Origin of the sequence: Peterkaempfera bronchialis (assembly GCF_003258605.2) — a bacterium.
In the GTDB taxonomy this organism is placed as follows: Bacteria; Actinomycetota; Actinomycetes; order Streptomycetales; family Streptomycetaceae; genus Peterkaempfera; species Peterkaempfera bronchialis.
Genome location: NZ_CP031264.1, coordinates 2,554,875 through 2,578,857, shown reverse-complemented (window position 1 = coordinate 2,578,857; position 23,983 = coordinate 2,554,875). Strand labels below are relative to the sequence as shown.

Annotated in this window: 20 protein-coding genes; 10 read left to right on the top strand and 10 right to left on the bottom strand. The window is 71.0% G+C overall.

From position 1 onward, the window contains the following. The first annotated feature begins 21 nt into the window (after positions 1 to 21). Complete coding sequence (locus C7M71_RS30590; protein WP_162824214.1) at positions 22 to 399, top strand: hypothetical protein; 378 nt, start codon at positions 22 to 24, stop codon at positions 397 to 399. After that, complete coding sequence (locus C7M71_RS11220; protein WP_162824213.1) at positions 396 to 1,613, top strand: glycosyltransferase family 39 protein; 1,218 nt, start codon at positions 396 to 398, stop codon at positions 1,611 to 1,613. Before C7M71_RS30590 ends, C7M71_RS11220 begins: the two co-directional genes overlap by 4 nt. 103 nt (positions 1,614 to 1,716) lie before the next feature. Here C7M71_RS11220 and C7M71_RS11215 read toward each other — a convergent pair whose 3' ends face one another. The 6 genes from C7M71_RS11215 to C7M71_RS11190 all read right to left on the bottom strand — a co-directional run bounded on the left by C7M71_RS11215 (position 1,717) and on the right by C7M71_RS11190 (position 6,826). Beyond that, positions 1,717 to 2,499 carry a succinate dehydrogenase iron-sulfur subunit gene (locus C7M71_RS11215; protein ID WP_111491460.1) on the bottom strand — a complete coding sequence of 261 codons (783 nt, stop codon included), beginning with the start codon at positions 2,497 to 2,499 and terminating at the stop codon, positions 1,717 to 1,719. Then, positions 2,499 to 4,241, bottom strand: a complete 1,743-nt coding sequence (sdhA, locus tag C7M71_RS11210; protein ID WP_111491461.1) for a succinate dehydrogenase flavoprotein subunit — start codon at positions 4,239 to 4,241, stop codon at positions 2,499 to 2,501. Before sdhA ends, C7M71_RS11215 begins: the two co-directional genes overlap by 1 nt. 32 nt (positions 4,242 to 4,273) lie before the next feature. Further along, positions 4,274 to 4,759: a succinate dehydrogenase hydrophobic membrane anchor subunit gene (locus tag C7M71_RS11205; RefSeq protein ID WP_111491463.1), complete on the bottom strand. Its 486-nt coding sequence runs from the start codon at positions 4,757 to 4,759 to the stop codon at positions 4,274 to 4,276. A gap of 6 nt (positions 4,760 to 4,765) precedes the next feature. Next, positions 4,766 to 5,146 (bottom strand): succinate dehydrogenase, cytochrome b556 subunit, encoded by a 381-nt coding sequence (gene sdhC / locus C7M71_RS11200; protein WP_111491464.1) that lies wholly within the window; start codon positions 5,144 to 5,146, stop codon positions 4,766 to 4,768. A gap of 172 nt (positions 5,147 to 5,318) precedes the next feature. Continuing rightward, positions 5,319 to 5,813, bottom strand: a complete 495-nt coding sequence (locus tag C7M71_RS11195) for a 2-oxo-4-hydroxy-4-carboxy-5-ureidoimidazoline decarboxylase (RefSeq protein WP_229758662.1) — start codon at positions 5,811 to 5,813, stop codon at positions 5,319 to 5,321. Between the two features lie 257 nt (positions 5,814 to 6,070). After that, positions 6,071 to 6,826 carry an SDR family NAD(P)-dependent oxidoreductase gene (locus C7M71_RS11190; RefSeq protein WP_111491466.1) on the bottom strand — a complete coding sequence of 252 codons (756 nt, stop codon included), beginning with the start codon at positions 6,824 to 6,826 and terminating at the stop codon, positions 6,071 to 6,073. A gap of 173 nt (positions 6,827 to 6,999) precedes the next feature. On the opposite strand from C7M71_RS11190, the gene C7M71_RS11185 reads away from it, so the two are divergent. Continuing rightward, on the top strand, positions 7,000 to 8,577 hold the full coding sequence (locus tag C7M71_RS11185; RefSeq protein ID WP_111491468.1) for an acyl-CoA mutase large subunit family protein: 1,578 nt from the start codon (positions 7,000 to 7,002) through the stop codon (positions 8,575 to 8,577). A gap of 79 nt (positions 8,578 to 8,656) precedes the next feature. On the opposite strand, the gene C7M71_RS11180 is transcribed toward C7M71_RS11185, so the two are convergent. Then, complete coding sequence (locus C7M71_RS11180; protein WP_229758661.1) at positions 8,657 to 10,675, bottom strand: S53 family peptidase; 2,019 nt, start codon at positions 10,673 to 10,675, stop codon at positions 8,657 to 8,659. A gap of 320 nt (positions 10,676 to 10,995) precedes the next feature. On the opposite strand from C7M71_RS11180, the gene C7M71_RS11175 reads away from it, so the two are divergent. The 7 genes from C7M71_RS11175 to C7M71_RS11145 all read left to right on the top strand — a co-directional run bounded on the left by C7M71_RS11175 (position 10,996) and on the right by C7M71_RS11145 (position 19,687). Beyond that, positions 10,996 to 12,294 (top strand): amidohydrolase, encoded by a 1,299-nt coding sequence (locus tag C7M71_RS11175; RefSeq protein WP_407675887.1) that lies wholly within the window; start codon positions 10,996 to 10,998, stop codon positions 12,292 to 12,294. Between the two features lie 193 nt (positions 12,295 to 12,487). Next, positions 12,488 to 13,567 carry a BMP family lipoprotein gene (locus tag C7M71_RS11170; RefSeq protein WP_111491474.1) on the top strand — a complete coding sequence of 360 codons (1,080 nt, stop codon included), beginning with the start codon at positions 12,488 to 12,490 and terminating at the stop codon, positions 13,565 to 13,567. A gap of 147 nt (positions 13,568 to 13,714) precedes the next feature. Beyond that, entirely contained in the window at positions 13,715 to 15,415 is a 1,701-nt protein-coding gene (locus C7M71_RS11165) for an ABC transporter ATP-binding protein (RefSeq protein WP_111491475.1), read from the top strand. Between the two features lie 4 nt (positions 15,416 to 15,419). Beyond that, positions 15,420 to 16,541: an ABC transporter permease gene (locus tag C7M71_RS11160; protein WP_111491477.1), complete on the top strand. Its 1,122-nt coding sequence runs from the start codon at positions 15,420 to 15,422 to the stop codon at positions 16,539 to 16,541. Continuing rightward, complete coding sequence (locus C7M71_RS11155; protein WP_229758660.1) at positions 16,538 to 17,836, top strand: ABC transporter permease; 1,299 nt, start codon at positions 16,538 to 16,540, stop codon at positions 17,834 to 17,836. Before C7M71_RS11160 ends, C7M71_RS11155 begins: the two co-directional genes overlap by 4 nt. After that, on the top strand, positions 17,833 to 18,237 hold the full coding sequence (locus C7M71_RS11150; protein ID WP_111491478.1) for a cytidine deaminase: 405 nt from the start codon (positions 17,833 to 17,835) through the stop codon (positions 18,235 to 18,237). The genes C7M71_RS11155 and C7M71_RS11150 overlap by 4 nt, the downstream gene beginning before the upstream one ends. A 172-nt stretch (positions 18,238 to 18,409) precedes the next feature. Beyond that, a complete protein-coding gene (locus C7M71_RS11145; RefSeq protein WP_114914319.1) occupies positions 18,410 to 19,687 on the top strand; it encodes a thymidine phosphorylase in 1,278 nt (425 codons plus the stop codon). 89 nt (positions 19,688 to 19,776) lie between these two features. Here the strand turns inward: C7M71_RS11145 and C7M71_RS11140 are convergent, their stop codons facing one another. From C7M71_RS11140 to C7M71_RS11130, 3 genes are all read right to left on the bottom strand, one after another. Then, a complete protein-coding gene (locus C7M71_RS11140) occupies positions 19,777 to 20,280 on the bottom strand; it encodes a hypothetical protein (protein WP_111493459.1) in 504 nt (167 codons plus the stop codon). Between the two features lie 959 nt (positions 20,281 to 21,239). Then, positions 21,240 to 22,427 (bottom strand): GH12 family glycosyl hydrolase domain-containing protein, encoded by a 1,188-nt coding sequence (locus C7M71_RS11135; RefSeq protein WP_111493461.1) that lies wholly within the window; start codon positions 22,425 to 22,427, stop codon positions 21,240 to 21,242. Between the two features lie 247 nt (positions 22,428 to 22,674). After that, positions 22,675 to 23,964 carry an MFS transporter gene (locus C7M71_RS11130; protein ID WP_111493463.1) on the bottom strand — a complete coding sequence of 430 codons (1,290 nt, stop codon included), beginning with the start codon at positions 23,962 to 23,964 and terminating at the stop codon, positions 22,675 to 22,677. Positions 23,965 to 23,983 lie beyond the last annotated feature (19 nt).

Sequence of the window (23,983 nt, the reverse complement as noted above, 5' to 3'; positions counted from 1 at the left end):
TCGCCGTGCACCGAGGACCCCGTGACCACAGCTGGCACCCGCACCCCCGGCCCCCCGCCGGCCGCCCGCACTCCGGCCGCCGGGGACGGCCCGGCCCGCCCCCGGTGGGCGGCCCACCGGCTCGGCCTCGCCGTCCCGCTGTTACCCGCCGCCGCGATGACGGCCCTCGGCCTCTGGCGGCTGGACGCCCGGGGCCCCTGGCGGGACGAGGTGGCCACCTACCAGGTGGCCCTGCGCGGCTGGGGCCGGATCGGGCAGCTGCTGCACCATGTCGACGCCGTGCACGGCCTCTACTACCTGCTGATGCACGGCGTCTTCCTGCTCTTCGGGGCAAGCCTCGCCGTGCTCCGGCTGCCGTCGGTGGCGGCCATGGCGGTGGCCGCCGGGGAGTGGCGGTGATCGGCCGCCGACTGGCCGGCCCCGCCGTGGGACTCACCGCCGGACTGCTGCTCGCGGTCACCCCGTTCGCCTCCAAGTACGCCCAGGAGGGACGGTCCTATGCGCTGGTCACCGCCGGGGTGGTGATCGCGACGGCGCTGCTGCTGCGGGCCTGGGAGCGCCCTACCCCCCGGCGCTGGGCCGGCTATGCGGCGGCCGTGCTGCTGGTCGGACTGCTGCACCTCTTCGCCCTGCTGGTGCTGGCCGCGCATGGCGCGGCCGTGCTGACCGCGCGCGGGCCCGCCGCCCGGCGGGTCCGGCGCGGCTGGGTCGCCTCGGCGGCCTCGGCCGCACTCTGCGCCGCGCCGCTGGCCCTCTTCTCCGCCACCCAGTCCGCGCAGGTGGACTGGCTGCCGCCGGTCACCGGGAAGACCCCCCTGGCCCTGCTGACCGACTTCGCCGGACCCACCGGGACCGTGACCGCCGTGGTCCTGGTGCTCGCCGCCCTCGGCCTGGCGCTGCCGGTGCGGCGGCCGGGCGGCCCGGTGGCGCTGCGCGCCCTCGCCCTGCCCTGGCTGGTGGTGCCGCCCGCGCTGCTGATGACCGCGTCGCTGGCCACCCCGCTCTACTACGACCGGTACGTCCTCTACAGCCTCCCCGGGCTGGTGCTGCTCGCCGCCGCCGGGCTGGACACGGCCGCCCGCGCCGCCGGCCGCCTGGCGGTCGGCCTCTCCCGGTCCGTACGGGTGCCGGGCCCGGCCGCCGCCACCGCGGCCGTCGCGCTGCTCGGGGTGGGGCTGGCCGGCGGGGTGCTCACCCTGGAGGCGCACCGGCAGCGGATCGAGCGGACCTCGCGCGCCCGCGTCGACGACTTCCGCGCCGCTGCGGACGCGCTGCGCCTGGGCGCCCGCCCCGGTGACGGGGTGGTCTTCGTCCCGGCCGCCCGGCGCCCCGTCGAGGACGTCTACCCGGATGCCTTCCGGGGCACGGTGGATGTGCTGCGGTCCGAGACCCCCGCAGCCTCCGGCACCCTCTCCGGCCGCCAGGTCCCGGTGCGGCGGATCCAGGGGCTGCTGCTCGGCTACGCCCGGGTCTGGCTGCTCGACGGCCTGGGCAGGCACACCGCCGTCCAGGCGCCGGAGCAGGAGGTGCTGCGGGTGCTGCACACCCGCTACCGGGAGGCCGGGCGGACCGCCGTCCGAGGCTTCCGGGTGCAGCTCTGGGTCCGCCGCTGACACCGGCCCGGGCCCGGGTATCCCGGGTATCCCGGGTATCCCAGGGATGCGGAAGGGGCGGACCCGGGAAGCCCGGGTCCGCCCCTTCACCGCTGCGGGGGGGTCAGAAGCGCCGCGTCACCAGCGCCCGCTTGACCTCCTGGATCGCCTTGGTCACCTCGATGCCACGGGGGCACGCCTCGGTGCAGTTGAAGGTGGTGCGGCAGCGCCACACGCCCTCGCGGTCGTTGAGGACCTCCAGCCGCTGCTCGCCGCCCTCGTCGCGCGAGTCGAAGATGAAGCGGTGGGCGTTGACGATCGCCGCCGGGCCGAAGTACTGGCCGTCGTTCCAGAAGACCGGGCAGGACGACGTGCACGCGGCGCAGAGGATGCACTTGGTGGTGTCGTCGAACCGCTCCCGGTCCGCCTGGGACTGGAGGCGCTCACGGGTCGGGTCGTTCCCCTTGGTGATGAGGAACGGCATGACGTCCTTGTACGCCTGGAAGAAGGGGTCCATGTCCACGATCAGGTCCTTGAGGACCGTGAGGCCCTTGATGGCCTCGACCGTGATGGGCTTCTCCGGGTTGACGTCCTTGATGAGCGTCTTGCAGGCCAGCCGGTTGCGGCCGTTGATGCGCATGGCGTCGGAGCCGCAGATGCCGTGCGCGCAGGAGCGGCGGAAGGTGAGCGTGCCGTCCTGCTCCCACTTGACCTTGTGGAGGGCGTCCAGGACGCGCTCCTTGGGGTCGGCCATCAGCTCGTAGTCCACCCACACCGGCTCCGGGTGCTCCTCCGGGTTGAACCGGCGGATGCGCAGGGTGATCTGGATCAGGGCGGACGCCCCGGTCTCGGCGGCGTCGAGGGCGGCCGAGTGGGGGGCGGCGTCCTGAACGGTGGGGGTGCTCATCAGTACTTACGCTCCATCGGCTGGTAGCGGGTCTGCACGACCGGCTTGTAGTCCAGGCGGATCGATGCCTTCCCGTCCGCGTCGACCTCGCGGTACGCCATGGTGTGGCGCATGAAGTTGACGTCGTCGCGGGTGGGGTAGTCCTCGCGGTAGTGACCGCCGCGCGACTCGTTGCGGGCCAGCGCGGAGATGGCCAGCACCTCGGCCAGGTCGAGCAGGTTGCCCAGCTCCACGGCCTCCAGCAGGTCGGTGTTGTACCGCTTGCCCTTGTCCTGCACGGAGACGTTCTTGTAACGCTCCTTGAGGGCGGCGAGGTCGGCGACCGCCTGCTTCAGGGTGGTCTCGGTGCGGTAGACCATGGCGTTGGCGTCCATGGTCTCCTGCATCTCCTTGCGGATCTGCGCGATCGACTCGGTCCCGTCGCTGGTACGCAGGTTCTCCAGCAGCTCCTCGACCAGGGCGGCCGGGTTCTCCGGCAGCTCGGTCCAGTCGTTGGCGTGGGCGTACTCGGCGGCGGCGATGCCGGCCCGGCGGCCGAAGACGTTGATGTCCAGCAGCGAGTTGGTACCGAGCCGGTTGGCGCCGTGCACCGAGACGCAGGCGACCTCGCCGGCCGCGTAGAGGCCGGGGACGATGTCGGTGTTGTTGCGCAGCACCTCGCCCTCGACGTTGGTCGGGATGCCGCCCATCTCGTAGTGCGCGGTGGGCTGGATCGGGATCGGGTCCGTGTAGGGCTCGATGCCGAGGTAGGTCCGCGCGAACTCGGTGATGTCCGGCAGCTTGGCGTCCAGCTGCTCCGGCGGCAGGTGGGTGAGGTCCAGGTAGACATGGTCGCCGTCGGGGCCGCAGCCACGGCCCTCGCGGATCTCGGTGTAGATCGCGCGGGAGACCATGTCACGCGGGGCGAGGTCCTTGATGGTCGGCGCGTAGCGCTCCATGAAGCGCTCGCCGTCCTTGTTGCGCAGGATGCCGCCCTCACCGCGGGCGCCCTCGGTGAGCAGGATGCCCATCCGCCAGATGCCGGTCGGGTGGAACTGGAAGAACTCCATGTCCTCCAGCGGCAGCCCGCGCCGGTAGACGGCGGCCTGGCCGTCACCGGTCAGGGTGTGGGCGTTGGAGGTGACCTTGAAGAACTTGCCGTTGCCGCCGGAGGCGAAGACGACGCTCTTGGCCTGGAAGACGTGGATCTCGCCGGTGGCCAGCTCATAGGCGACCACACCGGCGGTGCGGCCCTCGTTGAGCAGCAGGTCCAGCACGTAGAACTCGTTGAAGAACTCCACGCCGTGCTTGACGCAGTTCTGGAACAGCGTCTGCAGGATCATGTGGCCGGTGCGGTCCGCGGCGTAGCAGGAGCGGCGGACGGCCGCCTCGCCGTGGTTTCGGGTGTGGCCGCCGAAGCGGCGCTGGTCGATGCGGCCCTCGGGGGTGCGGGAGAAGGGCAGGCCCATCTTCTCCAGGTCGAGGACGGCGTCGATGGCCTCCTTGCACATGATCTCGGCGGCGTCCTGGTCGACCAGGTAGTCACCGCCCTTGACCGTGTCGAAGGTGTGCCACTCCCAGTTGTCCTCCTCGACGTTGGCGAGGGCGGCGCACATGCCGCCCTGGGCCGCGCCGGTGTGGGACCGGGTGGGGTAGAGCTTGGTCAGCACGGCGGTGCGGCTGCGCTGCGTCGACTCGATGGCGGCGCGCATGCCGGCGCCGCCCGCGCCGACGATGACGGTGTCGTACTTGTGGATCTGCATGGGGGTTCTCGTTCGCCTCGTCTGCTGCCGCTTTAGATGTTCGGGTCGAAGGTGAAGATCACCAGCGTGCCGAGCAGCACGGTGAAGACGGTCGCCACCAGCAGCAGCGTCTTCAGCCAGAAACGGGTGGTGTCCCGCTCCGCGTAGTCATTGACCACGGTACGCAGGCCGTTGGCGCCGTGCAGCATGGCCAGCCAGAGCATCAGCAGGTCCCAGACCTGCCAGAACGGCGAGGCCCAGCGGCCGGCCACAAAGGCGAAGCCGATCTTGGACACGCCGCCGTCCACGACCAGCTGGATCACCAGGTGGCCGAGGACCAGCACGACCAGCACGACACCCGAGAGGCGCATGAAGAGCCATGCCCACATCTCGAAGTTGCCACGGGTGGCGCGCGGGGTCCTGGCGGTGCGGGTGCGCGGCGGCTCGATGACATAGCCGTTCTCGGCGCCCAGGCCCGAGCCGGTGTGCGGCTGGGAGGAGGAGACGAGCTCCACCGGGGAGGTCTCAGCAGTCGACATCGCGCATCACTTCCCGAACCAGGTGGTCAGGGTGTGCTGGAGCACCGGGTAGAAGGCCCCGGCCATCAGCACGACCCAGATACCGACGACGCTCCACAGCATCTGCCGCTGGTAGCGGGTGCCCTTGGACCAGAAGTCCACGGCGATGACCCGAAGGCCGTTCAGGGCGTGGAACAGGATGGCGGCGACCAGGCCGTACTCCATCAGGTTCACGGGCCAGGTCTTGTAGGTCGAGATGACGCGGTCGTACGCCTCGGGAGAGACGCGGACGAGCGCTGTATCGAGAACGTGGGCGAACAGGAAGAAGAAGATGAGTACGCCGGTGACTCGATGAGCCACCCACGACCACATGCCTTCCCGGCCGCGGTACAGCGTTCCAGCCGGCACGGAAAACCCTCCGGAAGCGGGATCGGGGCTCGGCCGGCTTCGGTGTCGGTCAGCCCGGCCGGGTACGGTCCACCGGCCGGTGCCATCGTAGCGACGCGGCGATGGCTGGAACCCGTCGGGGTCCCGCAGTGTGATCAATCAGCCACTGCCGGGCTAATCGGGTGCTCGGCGGTCAGGCGCGCGCCCCCGCGCCGGAGTGGGTGGCGACCAGGTGGACCAGGCGGCTGATCGCGATCCGCCGCAGCTCCTCCGAGGCGATCAGCCGCTCCTCGTCCGGGTCGTGGGCGAGCCGGGCCCGGATGGAGGTCAGCACGGTGTCCAGCATCTCCTCCGGCGGGCACGACTCCAGGCAGACCACGAAGACATGGCCGAAGCGCGCCTCGTACGCGGCATGGGCGGCGCGCAGCGCGGTGTGCGCCGCCTGGCTGCCCGGGGCGCGCATGCCGAGCAGCGGCTGCGGCATCCAGCTCTCGTCGGCCAGCGCCTCCGCCAGATCGGCGGGGCGCAGGTCGTACGATGCCTCGCTGGCGGCGGCCAGCAGCGACTCCACATCGGGGTACGGGCGGTGGGCGGCCAGGCGCAGGGCCCAGCGGCGGCTTCCGCAGCAGGCGAGCAGTGCCTCCTCGGCGGCGCCGTGGTCGGCTTCGTTGAACCGGCGGAGACCCACCGGGACCTGGGCCGACAGCCGTTGCGCCGGAATGTCGCTGGGCAGCGGGTCCTCCTCGGAGGGGGAAGGGCCCCTCCCGAGCGGTACGGCAGGGGAGGGCTGCGCTGAGGCTAGCTGTGAGGGCACGGCAAACGGAGGACGGAAAACGGCCCCCGCATCAGCGCGGGGAGGTCCCGGCACCAAGGTAGTGCCCGGCTCGGACGCCCGCGCCATGGATCCGGGAATTCACCCGATCCGGGTATCAAGTCGAGACGTATTCACTCATTCGGGGTGCTCTCGCGGTGCACCTTGTGCTGGGCGGCCTGCGCCCGGGGCCGCACCACCAGCAGGTCGACATTGACATGCGACGGCCGGGTCACCGCCCAGACCACGGTGTCCGCCACATCCTCGGCGGTGAGCGGTTCGGCCACCCCCGCGTACACCGCCGCCGCCTTCTGCTCGTCCCCCCGGAAGCGGGTGACCGCGAACCCCTCGGTGCGCACCATGCCCGGCGCGATCTCGATCACCCGGATCGGCTCACCGCACAGTTCCAGCCGCAGCGTCGCCGCCAGCGCATGCGTCCCGTGCTTGGCCGCCACATAGCCGCCGCCGCCCTCGTACGCGATGAAGCCCGCCGTGGAGGAGAGCACCAGGATGGTGCCGTCGCCGCTCGCCCGCAGCGCCGGCAGCAGCGCCTGGGTGACATGCAGCACGCCCAGGACGTTCACCTGGTACATCGCCAGCCAGTCGGCCGGGTCGGATTCCTCCACCGACTCCGCGCCGAGGGCGCCGCCGGCGTTGTTCACCAGCACATCCACCCGGTCCAGCGACGCCGCGAAGGCGTCCACCGCCGCCCGGTCGGTGACATCCAGCACCCGGGCGACACCGCCGACCTCCTTGGCCAGCGCCTCGATCCGGTCCCCGCGCCGCGCCGCCAGCACCACCCGGAAACCCGCCGCCGCCAGCCCGCGCGCGGTGGCCGCGCCGATCCCGCTGCTGGCGCCGGTGACCACCGCCACCTTCTGCTCGGTCATCTGCCGCTCCCCTTTCTCTTCCTCTTTACTTGTGCCTCTTCACTTGTGCACCCCGACTGGTGCACCCCGCCGACGATCATCGCAGCCCGGCGGACAGCCCCTGCTGCGAATGCGACCCGGGCGGGGCACCATGGCAGAGTGCGCGGCGCCGCGAAGCGGAGCGGAGGAACCCCATGGCACTCTCGGAGTCCGGACTGCCCATCGAGCCGCTGTACGGCCCGGAGGCGCTGGAGGGCTGGAACCCCGAGACCAGGCTGGGCCGCCCCGGCCAGTACCCCTTCACCCGGGGCGTCTACCCCTCCATGTACACCGGCCGGCCGTGGACCATGCGGCAGTACGCCGGGTTCGGCACCGCCGCCGAGTCCAACGCCCGCTACCGGCAGCTGATCGCCCACGGCACCACGGGCCTCTCGGTCGCCTTCGACCTGCCCACCCAGATGGGCTACGACTCCGACGCGCCGATCGCCCACGGCGAGGTCGGCAAGGTCGGCGTCGCCGTCGACTCGGTCGAGGACATGGCCGTGCTCTTCGACTCCATCCCGCTGGGCGAGGTCTCCACCTCCATGACCATCAACGCCCCCGCCGCGCTGCTGCTGCTCCTCTACCAGCTGGTCGGCCAGGCCCAGGGCGTCCCGTCGGACCGGCTCACCGGCACCGTCCAGAACGACGTGCTCAAGGAGTACATCGCGCGCGGGACGTACATCTTCCCGCCCAAGCCGTCGCTGCGCCTGATCGCCGATGTCTTCCAGTACTGCAAGGCCGAGATCCCCCGGTGGAACACCATCTCCATCTCCGGCTACCACATGGCCGAGGCCGGTGCGACCCCCGCGCAGGAGATCGCCTTCACCCTCGCCGACGGCATCGAGTACGTCCGCACTGCCGTCGCCGCCGGGATGGACGTGGACGACTTCGGCCCCCGGCTCTCCTTCTTCTTCGTCTCCCGCACCACGCTGCTGGAGGAGGTCGCCAAGTTCCGCGCCGCCCGCCGGATCTGGGCGCGGGTGATGCGCGAGGAGTTCGGCGCCAGGAACCCGAAGTCGCTGATGCTGCGCTTCCACACCCAGACCGCCGGGGTGCAGCTCACCGCCCAGCAGCCCGAGGTCAACCTGGTCCGGGTCTCCGTGCAGGCCCTGGCCGCGATCCTCGGCGGCACCCAGTCGCTGCACACCAACTCCTTCGACGAGGCCCTGGCGCTCCCCACCGAGAAGTCCGCCCGTCTGGCGCTGCGCACCCAGCAGGTCCTCGCCTATGAGACCGATGTCACCGCCACCGTCGACCCCTTCGCCGGCTCCTACGCCGTGGAGTCCCTGACCGACCAGGTCGAGGCGGCGGCGGTGGAGCTGATGGACCGGGTCGAGGAGATGGGCGGCGCGGTCGCCGCCATCGAGCGCGGCTTCCAGAAGTCCGAGATCGAGCGCAGCGCCTACCGGATCCAGCAGGAGACCGACGCCGGGACGCGCACCGTCGTGGGCGTCAACCGCTTCCAGCTGGACGAGGAGGAGCCCTATGAGCCGCTGCGGGTGGACCCGGCCATCGAGGCCCGGCAGGCCGACCGGCTGGCCAAGCTCCGCGCCGACCGCGACTCCGCCGCCGTGGACCGCGCCCTCGGCGCGCTGCGCCGCACTGCCGAGGGCAGCGGCAATGTCCTGCACCCGATGAAGGAGGCGCTGGCCGCCCGCGCCACCGTCGGTGAGGTCTGCGACGCACTGCGCGAGGTCTGGGGCAGCTATGTCCCCGCCGACAGCTTCTGACCCTGCCCGGCGGCCGGGGCAGCCCGAGGGCCCGGGGTCGCGGCGACCCCGGGCCCTCGGTACCGCGTCGGCGTCGGCTTCAGCGGCCGTTCTGGTAGGACCGCAGGTAGTCCCGCGCCGGGGAGCCGACACCGGTGGCGGTGTCATAGCCCCGGGTGGCCTTGAGGCCGTAGTCCTGGCCGATCTTGTAGAGCCGCACCCGCAGCGAGCCGTCGACCACGCCGAGGTCCAGCACATTGCCGAGCTTGACGTTCACCTTGGCGTCGTTGACGTCGTTGTACGCCGAGGTCCCGGCCCGGTCGTAGATGCCCGGGTTGGCGAAGCCGATGGCCCGGCCGTGCCGCGCCTGGATGGCGTCGGCCAGCAGGCCCGCGTACTCCGGCGCGGAGACCGAGGTGCCGCCGTAGCCGCCCTCGCTGTACTCCCCTCCGTCGGTGAAGCCGACCAGCACCGAGGTCACCAGGTCGCCGTTCATCGCGATGTCCGGGATGGTGCGCATCGGCCTGGCGGCCCTGGACCCGTTCATCAGGGTCGTGGAGACCGACGTGGGCACCACGCCCCGCTGGTACCACGGCTGGGCGAAGTCCTCGCTGGTCCCGCCGCCGCCGCCGAAGTAGAACCGGCCCGGGTAGGGGTTCCAGCTCTTCTGGTCGTCGGAGAGGACCGAGCGCAGGTCGCCCATGTTGGTCTCGAAGCCGTACCGGCCGCTCTTGGAGGAGATGCCCAGCGCGGTGCCGCCGACGGCGGTGGCCCAGACCGAGGAGGCCGGCCACTCGGTCTGCGCCCGGGAGGTGGTCGGGTCGCAGTTGGCCCCGGTGGCGGCCGCGGCCGGCGCGTCGTTGCCGCAGTCACCGCTGGAGAAGTTGAAGCCGATGCCCTCCACGGCGCCCAGCATCAGGATGTGCTCGTCGGCCCTGACCACGGCCGGGTCGATGTCGCCCTCGGTGGAGTGCATGATCTCGCCCCACGAGTTGCTGACCACATCGGCCAGGTGCTCGTCGACGACCTTCGCCATGGCGTCGTACAGGTCGTCGTCGGAGCAGGAGTTGCCGCCGACGTAGACCACCTGGGCGTCCGGCGCCAGGCCGTGGACCATCTCCACGTCCAGCGCCTCCTCGCCGGCCCAGCCGTCGGCGCCGCCGCACTCGTCCTCGTACCGCCACTGACCGGGCGTCACATACTCGGTGTACTGGCCCTTGCGGAACGCCTTGTCGCCGTGCGCGACGGCGAACCGGTTGGCGTCCCTCTCCATGGTCGACAGCCCATAGGCGTCGATCACCGCGACCCGGGCGCCCTTGCCGGTCAGCCCGCTGCTGGTGACGCCGTACGCCTCGCGCAGCTGCTTGGGCGCGTACGAGCAGGGCGCGAACGGCTCGTCCTTCTCGTACCCCTTGGGTGCGCCGTACGCGGTGATCTGGCCGTAGCTCTCCGAGCAGATGGGCTCGGTCGGCAGGGTCGGCGGGGCCTTGTCCGGCGCGGTGGCGGCGGCGAAGGCGGAGGCCGGCCTCCTGCCGCGGTCCACCGGGACCGCGCGCGAGCTGGCCTTGCGCACCACGTCGCTGAGGCCGGTGACGCCGAGCACCGCGTCGGCGACCGAGGCCGGGACGACCGCGTCGGCGGCCGGGGCGCGGTGGGTGCCCTGGCTGGTGCGGTAGGTGTGGATGCTGGTGCCGAAGGCCCGCTCCAGGGCGGCGGTGGTGCCGGTGGCCTCGATGTAGTGGTCGGTGGTGCGGCCGACCCTCAGGCCGCTGCCGGCCAGCCAGTTCCGCACCGCCGACGCCTGGGCGGCGGAGGAGCCGAAGCGGGCCTGCGCCTGGGCGGGCGTGAGGTACCGGCCGTACTGCGACGACGCCGGGTCCGAGACGGAGCGGGCGTATGCGGCCAGCCCCTCGGCGTCCTGGCCGGCCAGGTAGACGCGGGTGGTGGCGGTGGCGCTGTCGGGAGCGGCGCCCCGGTCGGCCGAGGCGGTGGCCCAGGCCGGGTGGGTGCCGGTGAGTGTCCTGGCCGCGCCGGTCGGGTCGGCGGCCGGGGTGGTGGCGCTCGCGGGGACCGCGAGGGCGAGCGATCCCGCGAGCAGGGCCGAGGCGGATACCGCCACGGATATGCGGGAGAGCCGCCTGCGGGCAGCTTGTGGCACGAGGGTTCCCCCAGTTCGGTCGATGGGACTGGCGGTCGCACAAAGGGCAGGAGTGCGACTGGCGGTGCGCATTGATGTGTATATGCAACGCCAAGCGAGTCTCAAGGGATGAGGGGGAAGCTTTGCCGTGCCATGACCGACCGGCCCGAGGTGGCACAAACCACATGGCATACCCACATCCCAGCTCAACATGCGCCGGGAGGGGGAGTTTCTCCGCTCCGGTGGCTGGAACTTCTCGCGATCACCGGCTGAACAGGCCGATCGGTCGTAACCTAGTTGAGGTGAACCACCCAACGCCCGGGAGTGTCGCCTCCCCCCTCGATCAGGACCCGGACGACCCCGCCGCGGATCCTGTACCTGGCGCCGATCTTCCCGGCGCCGACCTCCTCCGGGCCCGGGTCCGCGCGCACACGGCTGAGCTGGTCGCCTTCCGCCGCGATGTGCATATGCACCCCGAGCTCGGCCGCGAGGAGTTCCGTACCACCGCGCTGCTCAAGGAGCGGCTGGAGCGGGCGGGCCTCGCCCCCCGCGTCCTTCCCGCCGGTACCGGTCTGATCTGCGACATCGTGCCCGCCGGGGCCCCCGCCGGCGAACCGCTGCTGGCCTTCCGGGCGGACATCGACGCACTGCCGATCGACGACGCCAAGACCGATGTCCCGTACCGCTCCACCATCCCCGGCCGGGCCCACGCCTGCGGCCACGATGTGCACACCGCCGTGGCGCTGGGCACCGGCCTGGTGCTGGCCGAGGCTGCGGACGCCGGGCGGCTGCGGCAGCCGGTGCGGCTGGTCTTCCAGCCCGCCGAGGAGGTCATGCCGGGCGGCGCACTGGATGTGATCAAGGCGGGCGGTCTGGAGAACGTCGGCCGGATGTTCGCGGTGCACTGCGACCCCAAGGTCGAGGTGGGCCGGATCGGCCTGCGGGTGGGGGCGATCACCTCCGCCTGCGACCGGCTGGTACTCGCGCTTGACGGGCCCGGCGGGCACACCGCCCGCCCGCATCTGACCACCGATCTGGTCACCGCGGTCGCCCGGATGGCCGCCGACCTTCCGGGTGCTTTCGGCCGTCGGGTGGACCCGCGCTGGGGGGTGAGCCTGGTCTGGGGCCGGATCGCCTCCGGCTCGGCGGCCAATGTCATCCCGCAGCACGCCGAGTTGGAGGGCACCGTCCGCTGCCTGGAGCTGGCCGGTTGGCGGGAGGCTCCGGAGCTGCTGCACGAGCTGATCGCGCGGATCGCGGAGACCCACCGTGCCAAGTGGGAGCTGACCTACCACCGAGGGGTGCCGCCGGTGGTCAACGAGGCGGAGTCGATCGCGCAGTTGGACGCGGCGATGCATGCCCGCTTCGGCCATCCGCGTCGCACCGTGGTCGAGGACACCGAGCAGAGCCTCGGCGGCGAGGACTTCGCCTGGTATCTGGAGAAGATCCCCGGCGCGCTGGCCCGGCTGGGGGTGCGCGGTCCGGAGGAGTCCGGGACACGCGACCTCCACCAGGGCACCTTCGATGTGGACGAGCGCGCGATCGGCGTCGGGGTGGAACTGTTCTGCTCCCTGGCACTGGAGCATGCGCGCGTACTGTAGTAGGAATGTTCCGTGACATATGGGGCCGAACGGGCGGTCTGAAGTCCGTTCGGCCCCCGTTTGTCCTCTTGCACTCGCCACGGTTTGGTAACAACCGCTCCCACTGGCGGAGCCGTAACACAACCGTGTTCTACGCGCGTTACGGTGGCGTTCGATCACGCCAGACAGGTGCGTGTCGGAAGGAGAAACTCCCTTGCGCCGAGTAACCAAACTCGCCGCGGTCGTGCTCAGCGGTTCGCTGGGCATTGCCTCGCTCGCCGCCTGCGGCAGCACCTCGGACAGCGGTACCAAGAGCGGCGCCAGCAGCTCTGCCTCCGCTGGTTCGGGCAGCAGCGGCCTCAAGGTCGGCATGGCCTACGACATCGGCGGCCGCGGCGACCAGTCGTTCAACGACTCCGCTGCGCGTGGCCTGGACCAGGCCAAGCAGGAGCTCGGCGCCCAGGTCAAGGAGCTGTCCGCCGGCGCCAACGAGACCGACGCCGACAAGACCCAGCGGCTGAAGGACCTGGCGGAGGCGGGCTACAACCCGATCATCGCCATCGGCTACATCTACGCCGGTCCGCTGGACAAGGTCGCCAAGCAGTACCCGAACACCAAGTTCGCGATCGTCGACTCCACCGTGGACGCTCCGAACGTCACCAACCTCGTCTTCACCGAGGAGCAGAGCTCCTACCTGGCGGGCGTGGCTGCGGCGGTGAAGTCCAAGACCCACAAGGTCGGCTTCATCGGCGGCGTCAATGTGCCTCTGATCAACAAGTTCGAGGCGGGCTTCACCGCGGGCGTCAAGGCGACCGACCCCAGCGCCAAGGTGACCGCCCAGTACCTGTCCCAGCCGCCGGACTCCAAGGGCTTCACCTCGCCCGACCTGGGCAAGGCCGCCGCACAGGGCATGCTGGACAAGGGCATCGACGTGATCTACGCCGCGGCCGGCAGCTCCGGCAACGGCGCGATCGAGGCGGCCGCCGCCAAGAAGGCGTGGGCCATCGGCGTCGACTCCGACCAGTACAAGCAGGACGCGCTGGCGAAGAACAAGGACGCGATCCTCACCTCCGCGCTCAAGAACGTGGACGTCTCGGTCCTCGACTACATCAAGTCGTTCAAGGACGGCTCGCTGAAGACGGGCACCGTGACCTTCGACCTCAAGAACAACGGTGTGGGCTACTCCACGTCCAACCCGGCGTTCAGCGGCGACGCGGCGCTGGTCGCCAAGGTCGAGGAGGCCAAGAAGGCGATCATCGACGGCAAGGTCACGCCGCCGACGACCGTCAAGTAGTACCCCGGCCCCTGCCCCCCGCGGGCAGGATCCGACCCGACGGAAGAGGGGCCCGCCGAACGCGCTCAGCGCGGCGGGCCCTTTTCCGTCCAGGCAATGACCCCCACCCGCACCGTCCGAGCCCTGCCTCGTACCCGCTCGGGGCGGATGCCAGAGCCCCATCAGGAGTGCGCCATCACTGCTCCGAGCGCCCACGCGGGCGAACCACCGACCGGCGCAGGGACCGAGCCGGCCGCCGTCGAACTGCGCGGCATCACCAAGAGGTTCCCCGGCGTCGTGGCCAACCACGACATCGACATCACCGTCCGCCGTGGCACCGTGCACGCCCTGGTGGGTGAGAACGGCGCCGGCAAGTCCACCCTGATGAAGATCCTCTACGGGATGCAGCGTCCCGACGAGGGCACCATCACCGTCGACGGCGAGCGCGCCGAGCTGCACACCCCGGCCGACGCCATCGCACGCGGCATCGGCATGGTGCACCAGCACTTCATGCTGGCCGACAACCTCACCGTGCTGGAGAACGTCGTCCTCGGCGCCGAGAAGCTGCACGGCATCGGCGGCCGGGCGCGCGCCCGGATCAAGGAAATCTCCGACGCTTACGGCCTGGACGTCCGCCCCGACGCCCTGGTCGAGCACCTCGGCGTCGCCGACCGCCAGCGCATCGAGATCCTCAAGGTCCTCTACCGAGGCGCCCGCATCCTCATCCTGGACGAGCCCACCGCCGTCCTGGTGCCGCAGGAGGTCGACGCGCTCTTCGGCAACCTGCGCGAGCTCAAGTCCGAGGGCCTCACCGTCATCTTCATCTCGCACAAGCTGGACGAGGTGCTCTCCGTCGCCGACGCGATCACCGTCATCCGGCGCGGCACCACCGTCGCCAGCGTCGACCCGCACGAGGTCAACGCCCGCCGGCTGGCCGAGCTGATGGTCGGCAGCGAACTGCCCTCCCCGGAGACCCGCGAGTCCACCGTCACCGAGGTGCCGCTGCTCACCGTCGACGGCCTGCGGCTCTGCGAGACCGACCCGGACGGCGTCGAGCGCACGGTGCTGGACGGCATCGGCTTCACCATCCACAAGGGCGAGATCCTCGGCATAGCCGGGGTGGAGGGCAACGGCCAGGCCGAACTGGTCGAGGCCATCATGGGGATGCGCAAGCCCGACGCCGGGGTCGTCACCCTGGACGGCAGCGACATCACCGGCCTGCTCACCCGCGCCCGCCGCGAGGCCGGCATCGGCTACATCCCCGAGGACCGGCACCGCCACGCGCTGCTGCTGGAGGCCCCGCTCTGGGAGAACCGCATCCTCGGCCATGTCACCGAGGAGCCCAACAGCCGGCGCGGCATCCTCAACCCGGCCGCCGCCCGCAAGGACACCGAGCGGATCGTCGCCGAGTACGACGTGCGCACCCCCGGCATCGACGTCACCGCCTCCTCGCTCTCCGGCGGCAACCAGCAGAAGCTGATCGTCGGCCGCGAGATGAGCCACCACCCCAAGCTGCTGATCGCCGCGCACCCCACCCGGGGCGTGGACGTCGGCGCCCAGGCCCAGATCTGGGACCACATCCGGCAGGCCCGCCGCGAGGGCCTGGCGGTGCTGCTGATCTCCGCCGACCTGGACGAGCTGATCGGCCTCTCCGACACCCTGCGGGTGATGTACCGGGGCCGGCTGGTCGCCGACGTCGACCCGGCCACCGTCACCCCGGAGGAGCTTGGCTCCGCCATGACCGGCGCGGCCAGTGGCAGCCTGGCGAGCCCGGCAGACGCAGGCAGCGGTACCACCGATAGCGCGAGCACCACCGACAGCGCGAGCACCTCGGACGAGCCGCGCGCCGCCGAGCAGGCGGGGGAGTGACCCGATGAACAAACTCCTGAAGAAGATCGACGGGGAGCGGCTGCTCCTCGGCCTGGCGGCCCCCGTGCTCGCCGTGGTGGCAGCCCTGATCATCACCTCCCTGGTGCTGCTCGCCTCCGGCAAGGACCCCTTCACCGCGTTCAGCTCGATGCTGGACTACGGCTCCAAGGCCGACAGCCAGGTCGCCATCCTCAACAAGGCGACCACCTACTACCTCGCCGGTCTCGCGGTCGCCATCGGCTTCCGGATGAACCTCTTCAACATCGGCGTGGACGGCCAGTACCGTATGGCCGCCTTCTTCGCCGCCGTGGTCGGCGCCCAGCTCCAGCTGCCCTCGGTGCTGCACATCCTGGTGATCATCCTGGTCGCCATGCTGGTCGGCGCCATGTGGGCGGGCATCGCCGGACTGCTGAAGACCACCCGAGGCGTGAGCGAGGTCATCGCGACCATCATGCTCAACGCCATCGCCACCTATGTGATCTCCTACCTGCTCAACCCCAGCAGGCTGGCCAACCTGGACGCCTCCGGCAATGTCTCCACCAAGCTGATCCCGGAGTCCGGCCACTTCTTCACCATCGACACCAAGGGCGGCGCCCTCTACGGCTTCGTCATCGTGGCTGTCATCGCCGGCATCGCCTTCTGGTGGGGCCTCTCCCGGACCCGCTTCGGCTTCGACCTGCGCACGGCGGGCGGCTCCGACAGCGCGGCCGTGGCCAGCGGCGTCAACGTCAAGCGGATGGTCGTCACCGCCATGCTGATCTCCGGCGCCGTGGCCGGCCTGGTCGGCATGCCGCAGCTGCTCAGCGACTCGTACCAGTACAGCCTGGGCTTCCCGGCCGGTATCGGCTTCACCGGCATCTCGGTCGCCCTGCTCGGCCGCAACCACCCGATCGGTGTGGCCATCGGCGCCCTGCTCTGGGCGTACATCGAGCGCGTCACCGGCCACCTGGAGTTCGAGGGCTTCGACAAGGAGATCGCCGGCGTCATCCAGGGCGTCATCGTCCTGGCCGTGGTCGTCGCCTATGAACTGGTGCGCCGCTACGGGCTGCGCCGCCAGCAGAGCAGGGTCGGCGCCGAACTCGCCGCCCAGGCCACCCAGCCCAAGATCCAGGAGGTGGCGGCGTGAGCGCCCCGAGCCCCACGAGCGAAAAGGCCGCCAAGGACCTCGGCGGCACCAGCGGCGCCGGTCCCACGGCCCGCCGAGCCGGCCGCCGCCGACTCTCCCTCCCGATGGTCCTGCTGATCGTCGCCGGCGCCCTGATCGCGGTCTCCGCCGTACGGGCGATCACCGGCGCCCAGGACGTCACCTCCGCCGGCCAGGTCGCCGGTGCGCTGACCATGGCCGTCCCCATCGGCCTGGCCGGACTCGGCGGCCTCTGGGCCGAGCGGGCCGGCGTGGTCAACATCGGCCTCGAAGGCATGATGATCCTCGGCACCTTCTTCGGTGCCTGGGCGGGCTGGCAGACCAGCCCCTGGGTGGGCGTCGCGGCCGGTATGGCCGGCGGTGCGCTGGGCGGCCTGATCCACGCCTTCGTCACCATCACCATCGGCGTGGACCACATCGTCTCCGGTGTCGCCATCAACATCCTGGCGCTGGGTGCCACCCAGTACCTCGCCAAGCTGTTCTTCGCCGACAAGCCGGCCGGCAGCCCCAAGCAGTCCCCGCCGATCGGTGACATCTCCACCGTCAGCCTTCCAGGGCTCTCCGACTGGCTGGACAAGCTCGCCGCACACCACTGGTTCCTGGTCTCCGACGTCGCCGGCATCCTGGGCGGCCTGACCACCGATGTGTCGCTGCTGACCCTGCTGGCGGTGGCGCTGCTGATCGCCACCTTCTTCATCCTCTGGAAGACCCCGTTCGGCCTGCGGCTGCGCTCCTGCGGCGAGAACCCGACGGCCGCCGAGTCGCTCGGCGTCAATGTCTACCGCTACAAGTACATCGCGGTGATCATCTCCGGTGCGCTGGCCGGTCTCGGCGGCGTCTTCATCTCGATGGTCCCCTCGCACATCTACAACGAGGGCCAGACCGGCGGGCGCGGCTACATCGGCCTCGCCGCGATGATCTTCGGCAACTGGCGGCCCGGCGGCCTCGCCATGGGCGCCGGCCTCTTCGGCTACACCGACTCGCTCCAGCTCCGCAACGGCGGCCCCTCGGTGCACGCCCTGCTGCTCCTGCTGGCCGTGCTGCTGGTGCTGATGGCCGCCTGGCGGGCCTACAAGCGGCAGTGGATCGCCGCTTCCGTCAGCGCGTTCTTCGCCGTGGCCCTCTTCGTCTGGTACGCCATGACCGACACCGTGCCGATCGAGTTCGTGGGCGCCACCCCGTATGTCGCCACCCTGCTGGTGCTCTCGCTGGCCTCCCAGCGACTGCGGATGCCCAAGGCCGACGGCGCGATCTACCGCAGAGGACAGGGCAAGTGACGACGCGTCAGGACATCGACTGGGAGGCGCTGCGGGCCGCCGCGCGGGGCGCCATGGGCCATGCCTACGTCCCCTACAGCTCCTACCCGGTCGGCGCCGCCGCCCTGGTCGACGACGGCCGCACGGTCACCGGCTGCAATGTGGAGAACGCCTCGTACGGGCTCGGCCTCTGCGCCGAGTGCGGCCTGGTCTCCGCCCTCCAGCTCAGCGGCGGCGGTCGACTGGTCGCCTTCAGCTGCTGCGACGGCAAGGGCGACCGGCTGGTGCCGTGCGGCCGCTGCCGCCAGCTGCTGTACGAGCACGGCGGCCCCGAGCTGCTGGTCGACCTGCCGTCCGGCATCCGGCCGATGAGCGAGGTACTGCCCGACGCCTTCGGGCCCGAGCACCTCAGCGGCCGCTGAACCTCCCGGCCGCTGAACCACCCGGCCCCTGAACCTCCCGGCCCCTGAACCACCCGCCCGCTGAACCACCCGAACGCACGCACCCCCGGAGAGTGCCGCGCCCGGCCGTCCCCCCGGACGCACCGCCGTGGCGCGGCACTCTCCGCGCTTCCCCAGAGCAAGGAACCCCTCCATGGACGCCATCTCCGTCATCCGGACCAAGCGGGACCGCGGCGAACTCACCGACGCGCAGATCGACTGGGTGATCGACGCCTACACCCGAGGCGACGTGGCCGACGAGCAGATGGCCGCGCTCGCCATGGCCATCCTGCTCAACGGCATGAACCCGCATGAGATCAGCCGCTGGACCGACGCCATGATCCGCTCCGGCGAGCGGATGGACTTCTCCTCCCTGCCGCTGCCCACCGCCGACAAGCACTCCACCGGCGGCGTCGGGGACAAGATCACCCTCCCGCTGGCCCCGCTGGTCGCCGCCTGCGGCGCCGCCGTCCCGCAGCTCTCCGGCCGCGGCCTCGGCCACACCGGCGGCACCCTGGACAAGCTGGAGTCCATCCCCGGCTGGCGGGCGCTGCTCTCCACCGACGAGATGATGCAGACGCTGCGCGACTGCGGCGCCGTCATCTGCGCGGCGGGCGACGGGCTCGCCCCCGCCGACAAGAAGCTCTACGCGCTGCGGGACGTCACCGGCACCGTCGAGGCCATCCCGCTGATCGCCAGCTCCATCATGAGCAAGAAGATCGCCGAGGGCACCGGCGCCCTGGTACTGGACGTCAAGGTCGGCTCCGGCGCCTTTATGAAGGACCTGGCCGACGCCCGCGAACTGGCCAGCACCATGGTCGCCCTGGGCAAGGCCGCCGGGGTCGACACCCGCGCCCTGCTCACCGACATGTCCGTCCCGCTGGGCCTCACCGCGGGCAACGCGCTGGAGGTCCGCGAGTCGGTGGAGGTGCTGGCCGGCGGCGGCCCCGCCGACGTCGTGGAGCTCACCCTCGCGCTGGCCCGCGAAATGCTCGCCGCCGCCGGGGTGCACGGCAAGGACCCGGCGGACGCGCTGCGTGACGGCTCCGCCATGGACCACTGGCGCCGCATGATCACCGCCCAGGGCGGCGACCCCGACGCGGCCCTCCCGGTCGCCGGTGAGCAGCAGGTGGTCACCGCCCCGTCCTCGGGCGTGCTGACCGGCCTCGACGCCTACGCCGTCGGCGTCTGCGCCTGGCGCCTCGGCGCCGGCCGCGCCCGCAAGGAGGACCCGGTCCAGGCCGGCGCCGGCGTGGAGATCCACGCCAAGCCCGGCGCCACCGTCACCCAGGGCCAGCCGCTGCTCACCCTGCACACCGACACCCCCGAGCGCTTCGACTACGCCCTCGAAGCCCTCACCGACGCCCTCACCATCGCCCCGCCCACCACCCCCTTCACCCCCGTCCCCCTCATCCTCGACCGCATCGCCTGACACCTGACACCCCCGACGGGCGCCCGGCCGACCCCGCACGGGGCTGGCCGGGCGCCCGTCTGTTCGCCGTCGGTCGAAGAAGCCGTTCTTCAGGTCCGGACTTCGCCCTGCCGGAACGTCTTGGAAGGGTCGTCTTCGTCGATGACGGTTCCTTTGAAGCGGAGTACTTCCAGGGTCAACGCGGGGATGCCCATGCGGGTAGACATCTGGTGCATGAACTCGCGAGCGTAGGGGCGGAGCACAAGCCTCCCCGTAGACCCGGCGAATTCCTCCAGCTCGTCCTTGTCAGGCTCCTCGTCGCATTCCACCGAGAATGCGGCCACAAAGGATGCCTTGATTTCAGCGATGGTCTCCCCGTCGGTGTTGCGGAGCTGAGCCACGTACTCGTCCTTGCAGACGACGACACCGGCAGTGGCGGGCTCGCCGGGCGAGCGATGGAACGATCCCTCGGAATCGATGGAGATCCGAGCCGGGCCGGGCTTGTAGTTGGTGGCGGGGCCTCGGACGACTGACGCGTCACCGAGCAACACTTCGAGAAGTGACGCCGAGTCGCTGATCGACGGTTGCCGGCCCTGCATCTGGTCGCCGCTCACTTCTTGGTTACCTCGATCGCAGGAGACGGAGGGTTGAGACCGGGACCTTCACGCTCGGCACTTCGACTGGTCGAGGTGGAGGACGTGCGCCACGTCTGACCGCAAGCACCACTCGAGAAACTGGCGTCGAGCATGTACCACGAGCGGTTGGCATCCTGGCGGACGGGCGGTTCCGACTGTCCCTCCGACGGGTCGTGCGGCAGGACGAGGAGCAGTGCCTGTGCCACCACGTTCCCGTCGGTCACGTTGCATCGCGAGACCGAGACGGTTGCACGGCTCTCCCGCGACCGGTTGGCTGCATGGCGTTCATTCGACTCGTCGGCACCTTGACGGGGCCGCCGACGCGCTGATGTCACCGGAGGGGCGGAAGACTCGACCGGAACCAACTCCAGGCGGGCTTCGTACCCCATTGCGCGCAAGTAGCGGCCCAGAGTGGAGACACGGATGTTCCCGTCCCCGTTCAGTACTTGCGAGACTGCCCCCTCTGTGACGCCGAGGAAGTATGTTCCATCTCGGCAGGCCGGATGGGTCGCTTTGGGTGCGGTACACCCATATGAGTGACCCCCCCTGTAGCTCACCCTTCGTACTCAATGCATCGATACCTACGCACGGTCCACCCCGATGGCTCATCCAGGCCGCCCTCCGGCTCGCTCGACGCTCACCCATGCCGCTGCTGGTTACGGAACGTAGCGGTATCCATCCAAGGGGCAGCGACTTCGCTGAAGGCAGGATCGTAGCGGTCTGACGGTTGCCGGGGTCCTCAAATGGCCCAGATCGTCACCGCCACAGGGTGCAGTGGTGCGACGCCGCTCCGGTGTCGGGATCGTCAGGGAAGGGGTCCCGCCAGCAGGCTTCGGTGCTGCCCGGTCGGAACCTTCGTGGCCATGGACGGAGCAGGACATGGAGCAGGCCCGGACCGCGGGGGCGCGGTCCGGGCCTGGGGTGGGGGGGGTTGGGGGTCAGGCGGTGGTGCAGGCTGTGCCGTTCAGGGTGAACTGGGCCGGCTTGGCGAAGGTGGAGCCGGTGTAGGTGCCCTGGAAGCCGAACGACTGGGTTCCGCCGTTGGCCGCGATCTGGCCGTTGGAGGAGGTGTTGGTGGCGGTCACGGCTCCGCTGCTCGGCGTGATGGACGCGTTCCAGGCGTTGGTGATGGTCTGGCCGCTGGGCAGGGTGAAGCCCACCTTCCAGCCGTTGACCGCGGTGGAACCGGAGTTGGTGACGGTCACATCGGCGGTGAAGCCGCCCGGCCAGGAGTTGGCGACGTAGGCGATCTTGCAGCCGCCGGTGGTGCCGCCGCCGGTCGTGCCCCCGGTGGTCGTGCCGCCAGTGGTGGTGCCGCCAGTGGTGCTGCCCCCGGTGGTCGTGCCGCCGGTGGTGGTGCCCCCGGTGGTGGTGCCGCCGGTGCCGCTTCCGCCGGTGTTCACGGTGGAGGAGAAGGAGGTGATCTTCAGCCCGGCGCCGTTCTGCCACGGCTCGAAGCCGGCCTGCACGCTGGTCAGGTACCAGGAGTTCTGGGCCATGCCGCGCCTGACGGTCTCGGCGATGAAGTCCTTGACGTCGAAGCTCCAGCTGTTGATCGCGGACGGCGCGACAAAGGAGATCACGTTGTTGGACCCGTTGCTGCCGGTCCAGACGTCCCAGGTCCGGCCGCCGACCGACGCCGAGCCGACCGAGGAGCCGATGGGCTGGATGGAGCCCACCCGGTTGAACCAGATCATGATCTCGGTCTGGTTGACCCCGGTCTTCTTGGCCGTCGGGTCCAGCCAGATGTCGTACGCCGCGTCATAGGTCGCACCGCTGACGTAGGTGTACGAGATGCTGCTGGGTGCGCTGCTGATCGAGCTGACCTGCGCCGGCAGGTTGGTGCCGGGGGAGCAGTTGCCGTAGTGGCAGCCGTTGTAGATCGAGGGGTACGACTTGGGCGCACCGTTGGTCGCGACGGAGCCGTCGGCCTGGGTGACGTCGAAGCCGTTGCTGGTCACATTGATGCACTGGGTGGCGCTGGTGCCCCAGCGGTTGTTCTGGACTACATAGCGGCCCTGGACGGTGGCAGTTCCGTACTGGTCGCAGATGAGCGTGTCGGCCTGGGCAGGCAGTGCTGTCGCCAGCATGGTGCCCATCAGGCCGAAGACGGCCAGTACCGCCATGGCGAAGACGCGAAGCGGAGATCTCACGCGGGGTTCCTTCCGCAGTGCCAAAGGGTGGGGGTGGTGTGGGAGCGCTCCCAAGCTTCAGAGGTACCGCCCAGGTTTGGCAAGGCTGACGACAGGACTTTTTGCCGTGGGCATGCCGGGTGGGATGGCTGGAACCCCGCTTCTCCGCCCGGAACCGCCCGATTCCGGCACCCGCCGAGTCACCCCGGTGGGTTGCCGGTCCGGGCAGGGGGACCTGCGGTTATGCCGGGTGCGACAGGCCGTGGGCGCGGCGGGTGACCACGGCGCGGCGGGTGGCGTAGAGGGTGACTCCGGCGGCGAGGGCCATGGCGGCGAGGCCGACGGCGGTGGTGCCGGACCAGGCGGCGGAGTGGTAGGCGTCGGCGCCGAGGGTGCCGCCGAGGCTGTTGCCGACGTAGTAGGCGATCAGATAGAGCGCGGACGCCTGGGCGCGGCCGGTGGTGGCGGTGCGGCCGACGGACGAGGAGGCCACGGCGTGGCCGGCGAAGAAACCGCCGGTGATCAGGACCAGGCCGAGCAGGGCGCAGACCAGGTTGTCGGCGAGGCTGAGCAGCAGGCCGGCGGTGGTGGTGCCGATGGCGGCGTACAGGGCGCCGCGTCGGCCGAGCCGTCCGGCCAGCCTGCCGGCGGTGGCGGAGGTGACGGTGCCGACCAGGTAGACCACGAAGATGGAGGCGGCCAGCGACTCGGGCAGGTTGAACGGTTCGGCGATCAGGCGGTATCCGGCGGTGTTGTAGACGGCGCCGAAGACGGCCATGAAGGCCGCACCCAGTGCGTACAGCCGGACCAGCAGCGGGTTGCCCAGATGGCCGCCGACGGTGCGGGCCAGGGCGCGGGCGTCGACCGGGGTGCGGCGGAACTGCCGGGCGGCGGGGACCAGCAGCCGGAACGCGACGGCGCAGGCCAGCGCCAGGACGGCGGTGGAGGCGATGCCCCAGCGCCAGCCCCAGGAGGCGGCGACCCAGCCGGAGAGGAGCCGGCCGCCCATGCCGCCGATGCTGTTGCCGGCCACATACAGGCCCATGGCACCGGCCAGCGCCGAGGGGTGCAGCTCCTCCGCGAGGTAGGCCATGGCGGTGGCGGGCAGTCCGGCCAGCGCCGCTCCCTGGACCACCCGCAGGATCACCAGGGTGGTGAGGTTGGGCGCCAAGGGCAGCGCCAGGCCGATCAGCGCGGCGCCGAAGACGGAGGCGGTCATCACGGCGGTGCGGCCGAAGCGGTCGGAGAGCGCGCTGGCCGGGAGCAGCGCGGCGGCCAGGCCGAGGGTGGCGGCGGAGGCGGTCCAACTGGCCTGGCCGGGGGTGAGCCCGAGGTCGGCGGAGAGCACGGGCAGCAGGCCCTGGGTGCAGTACAGCAGCACGAAGGTGGCGACGCCGGCGGCGAAGAGGGCCAGGTTGGCGCGGCGGAAGCCGGGCTCGCCGGTGCGGTGGCGGAGATCGGCTGCGGGGGCGGCGGTGGTACGGGCGTCCGAGGGCAGGGCCAGGGACGCCCCGGTACTGGCGGCAGGCATGGTCCGAACGTAGAACCGC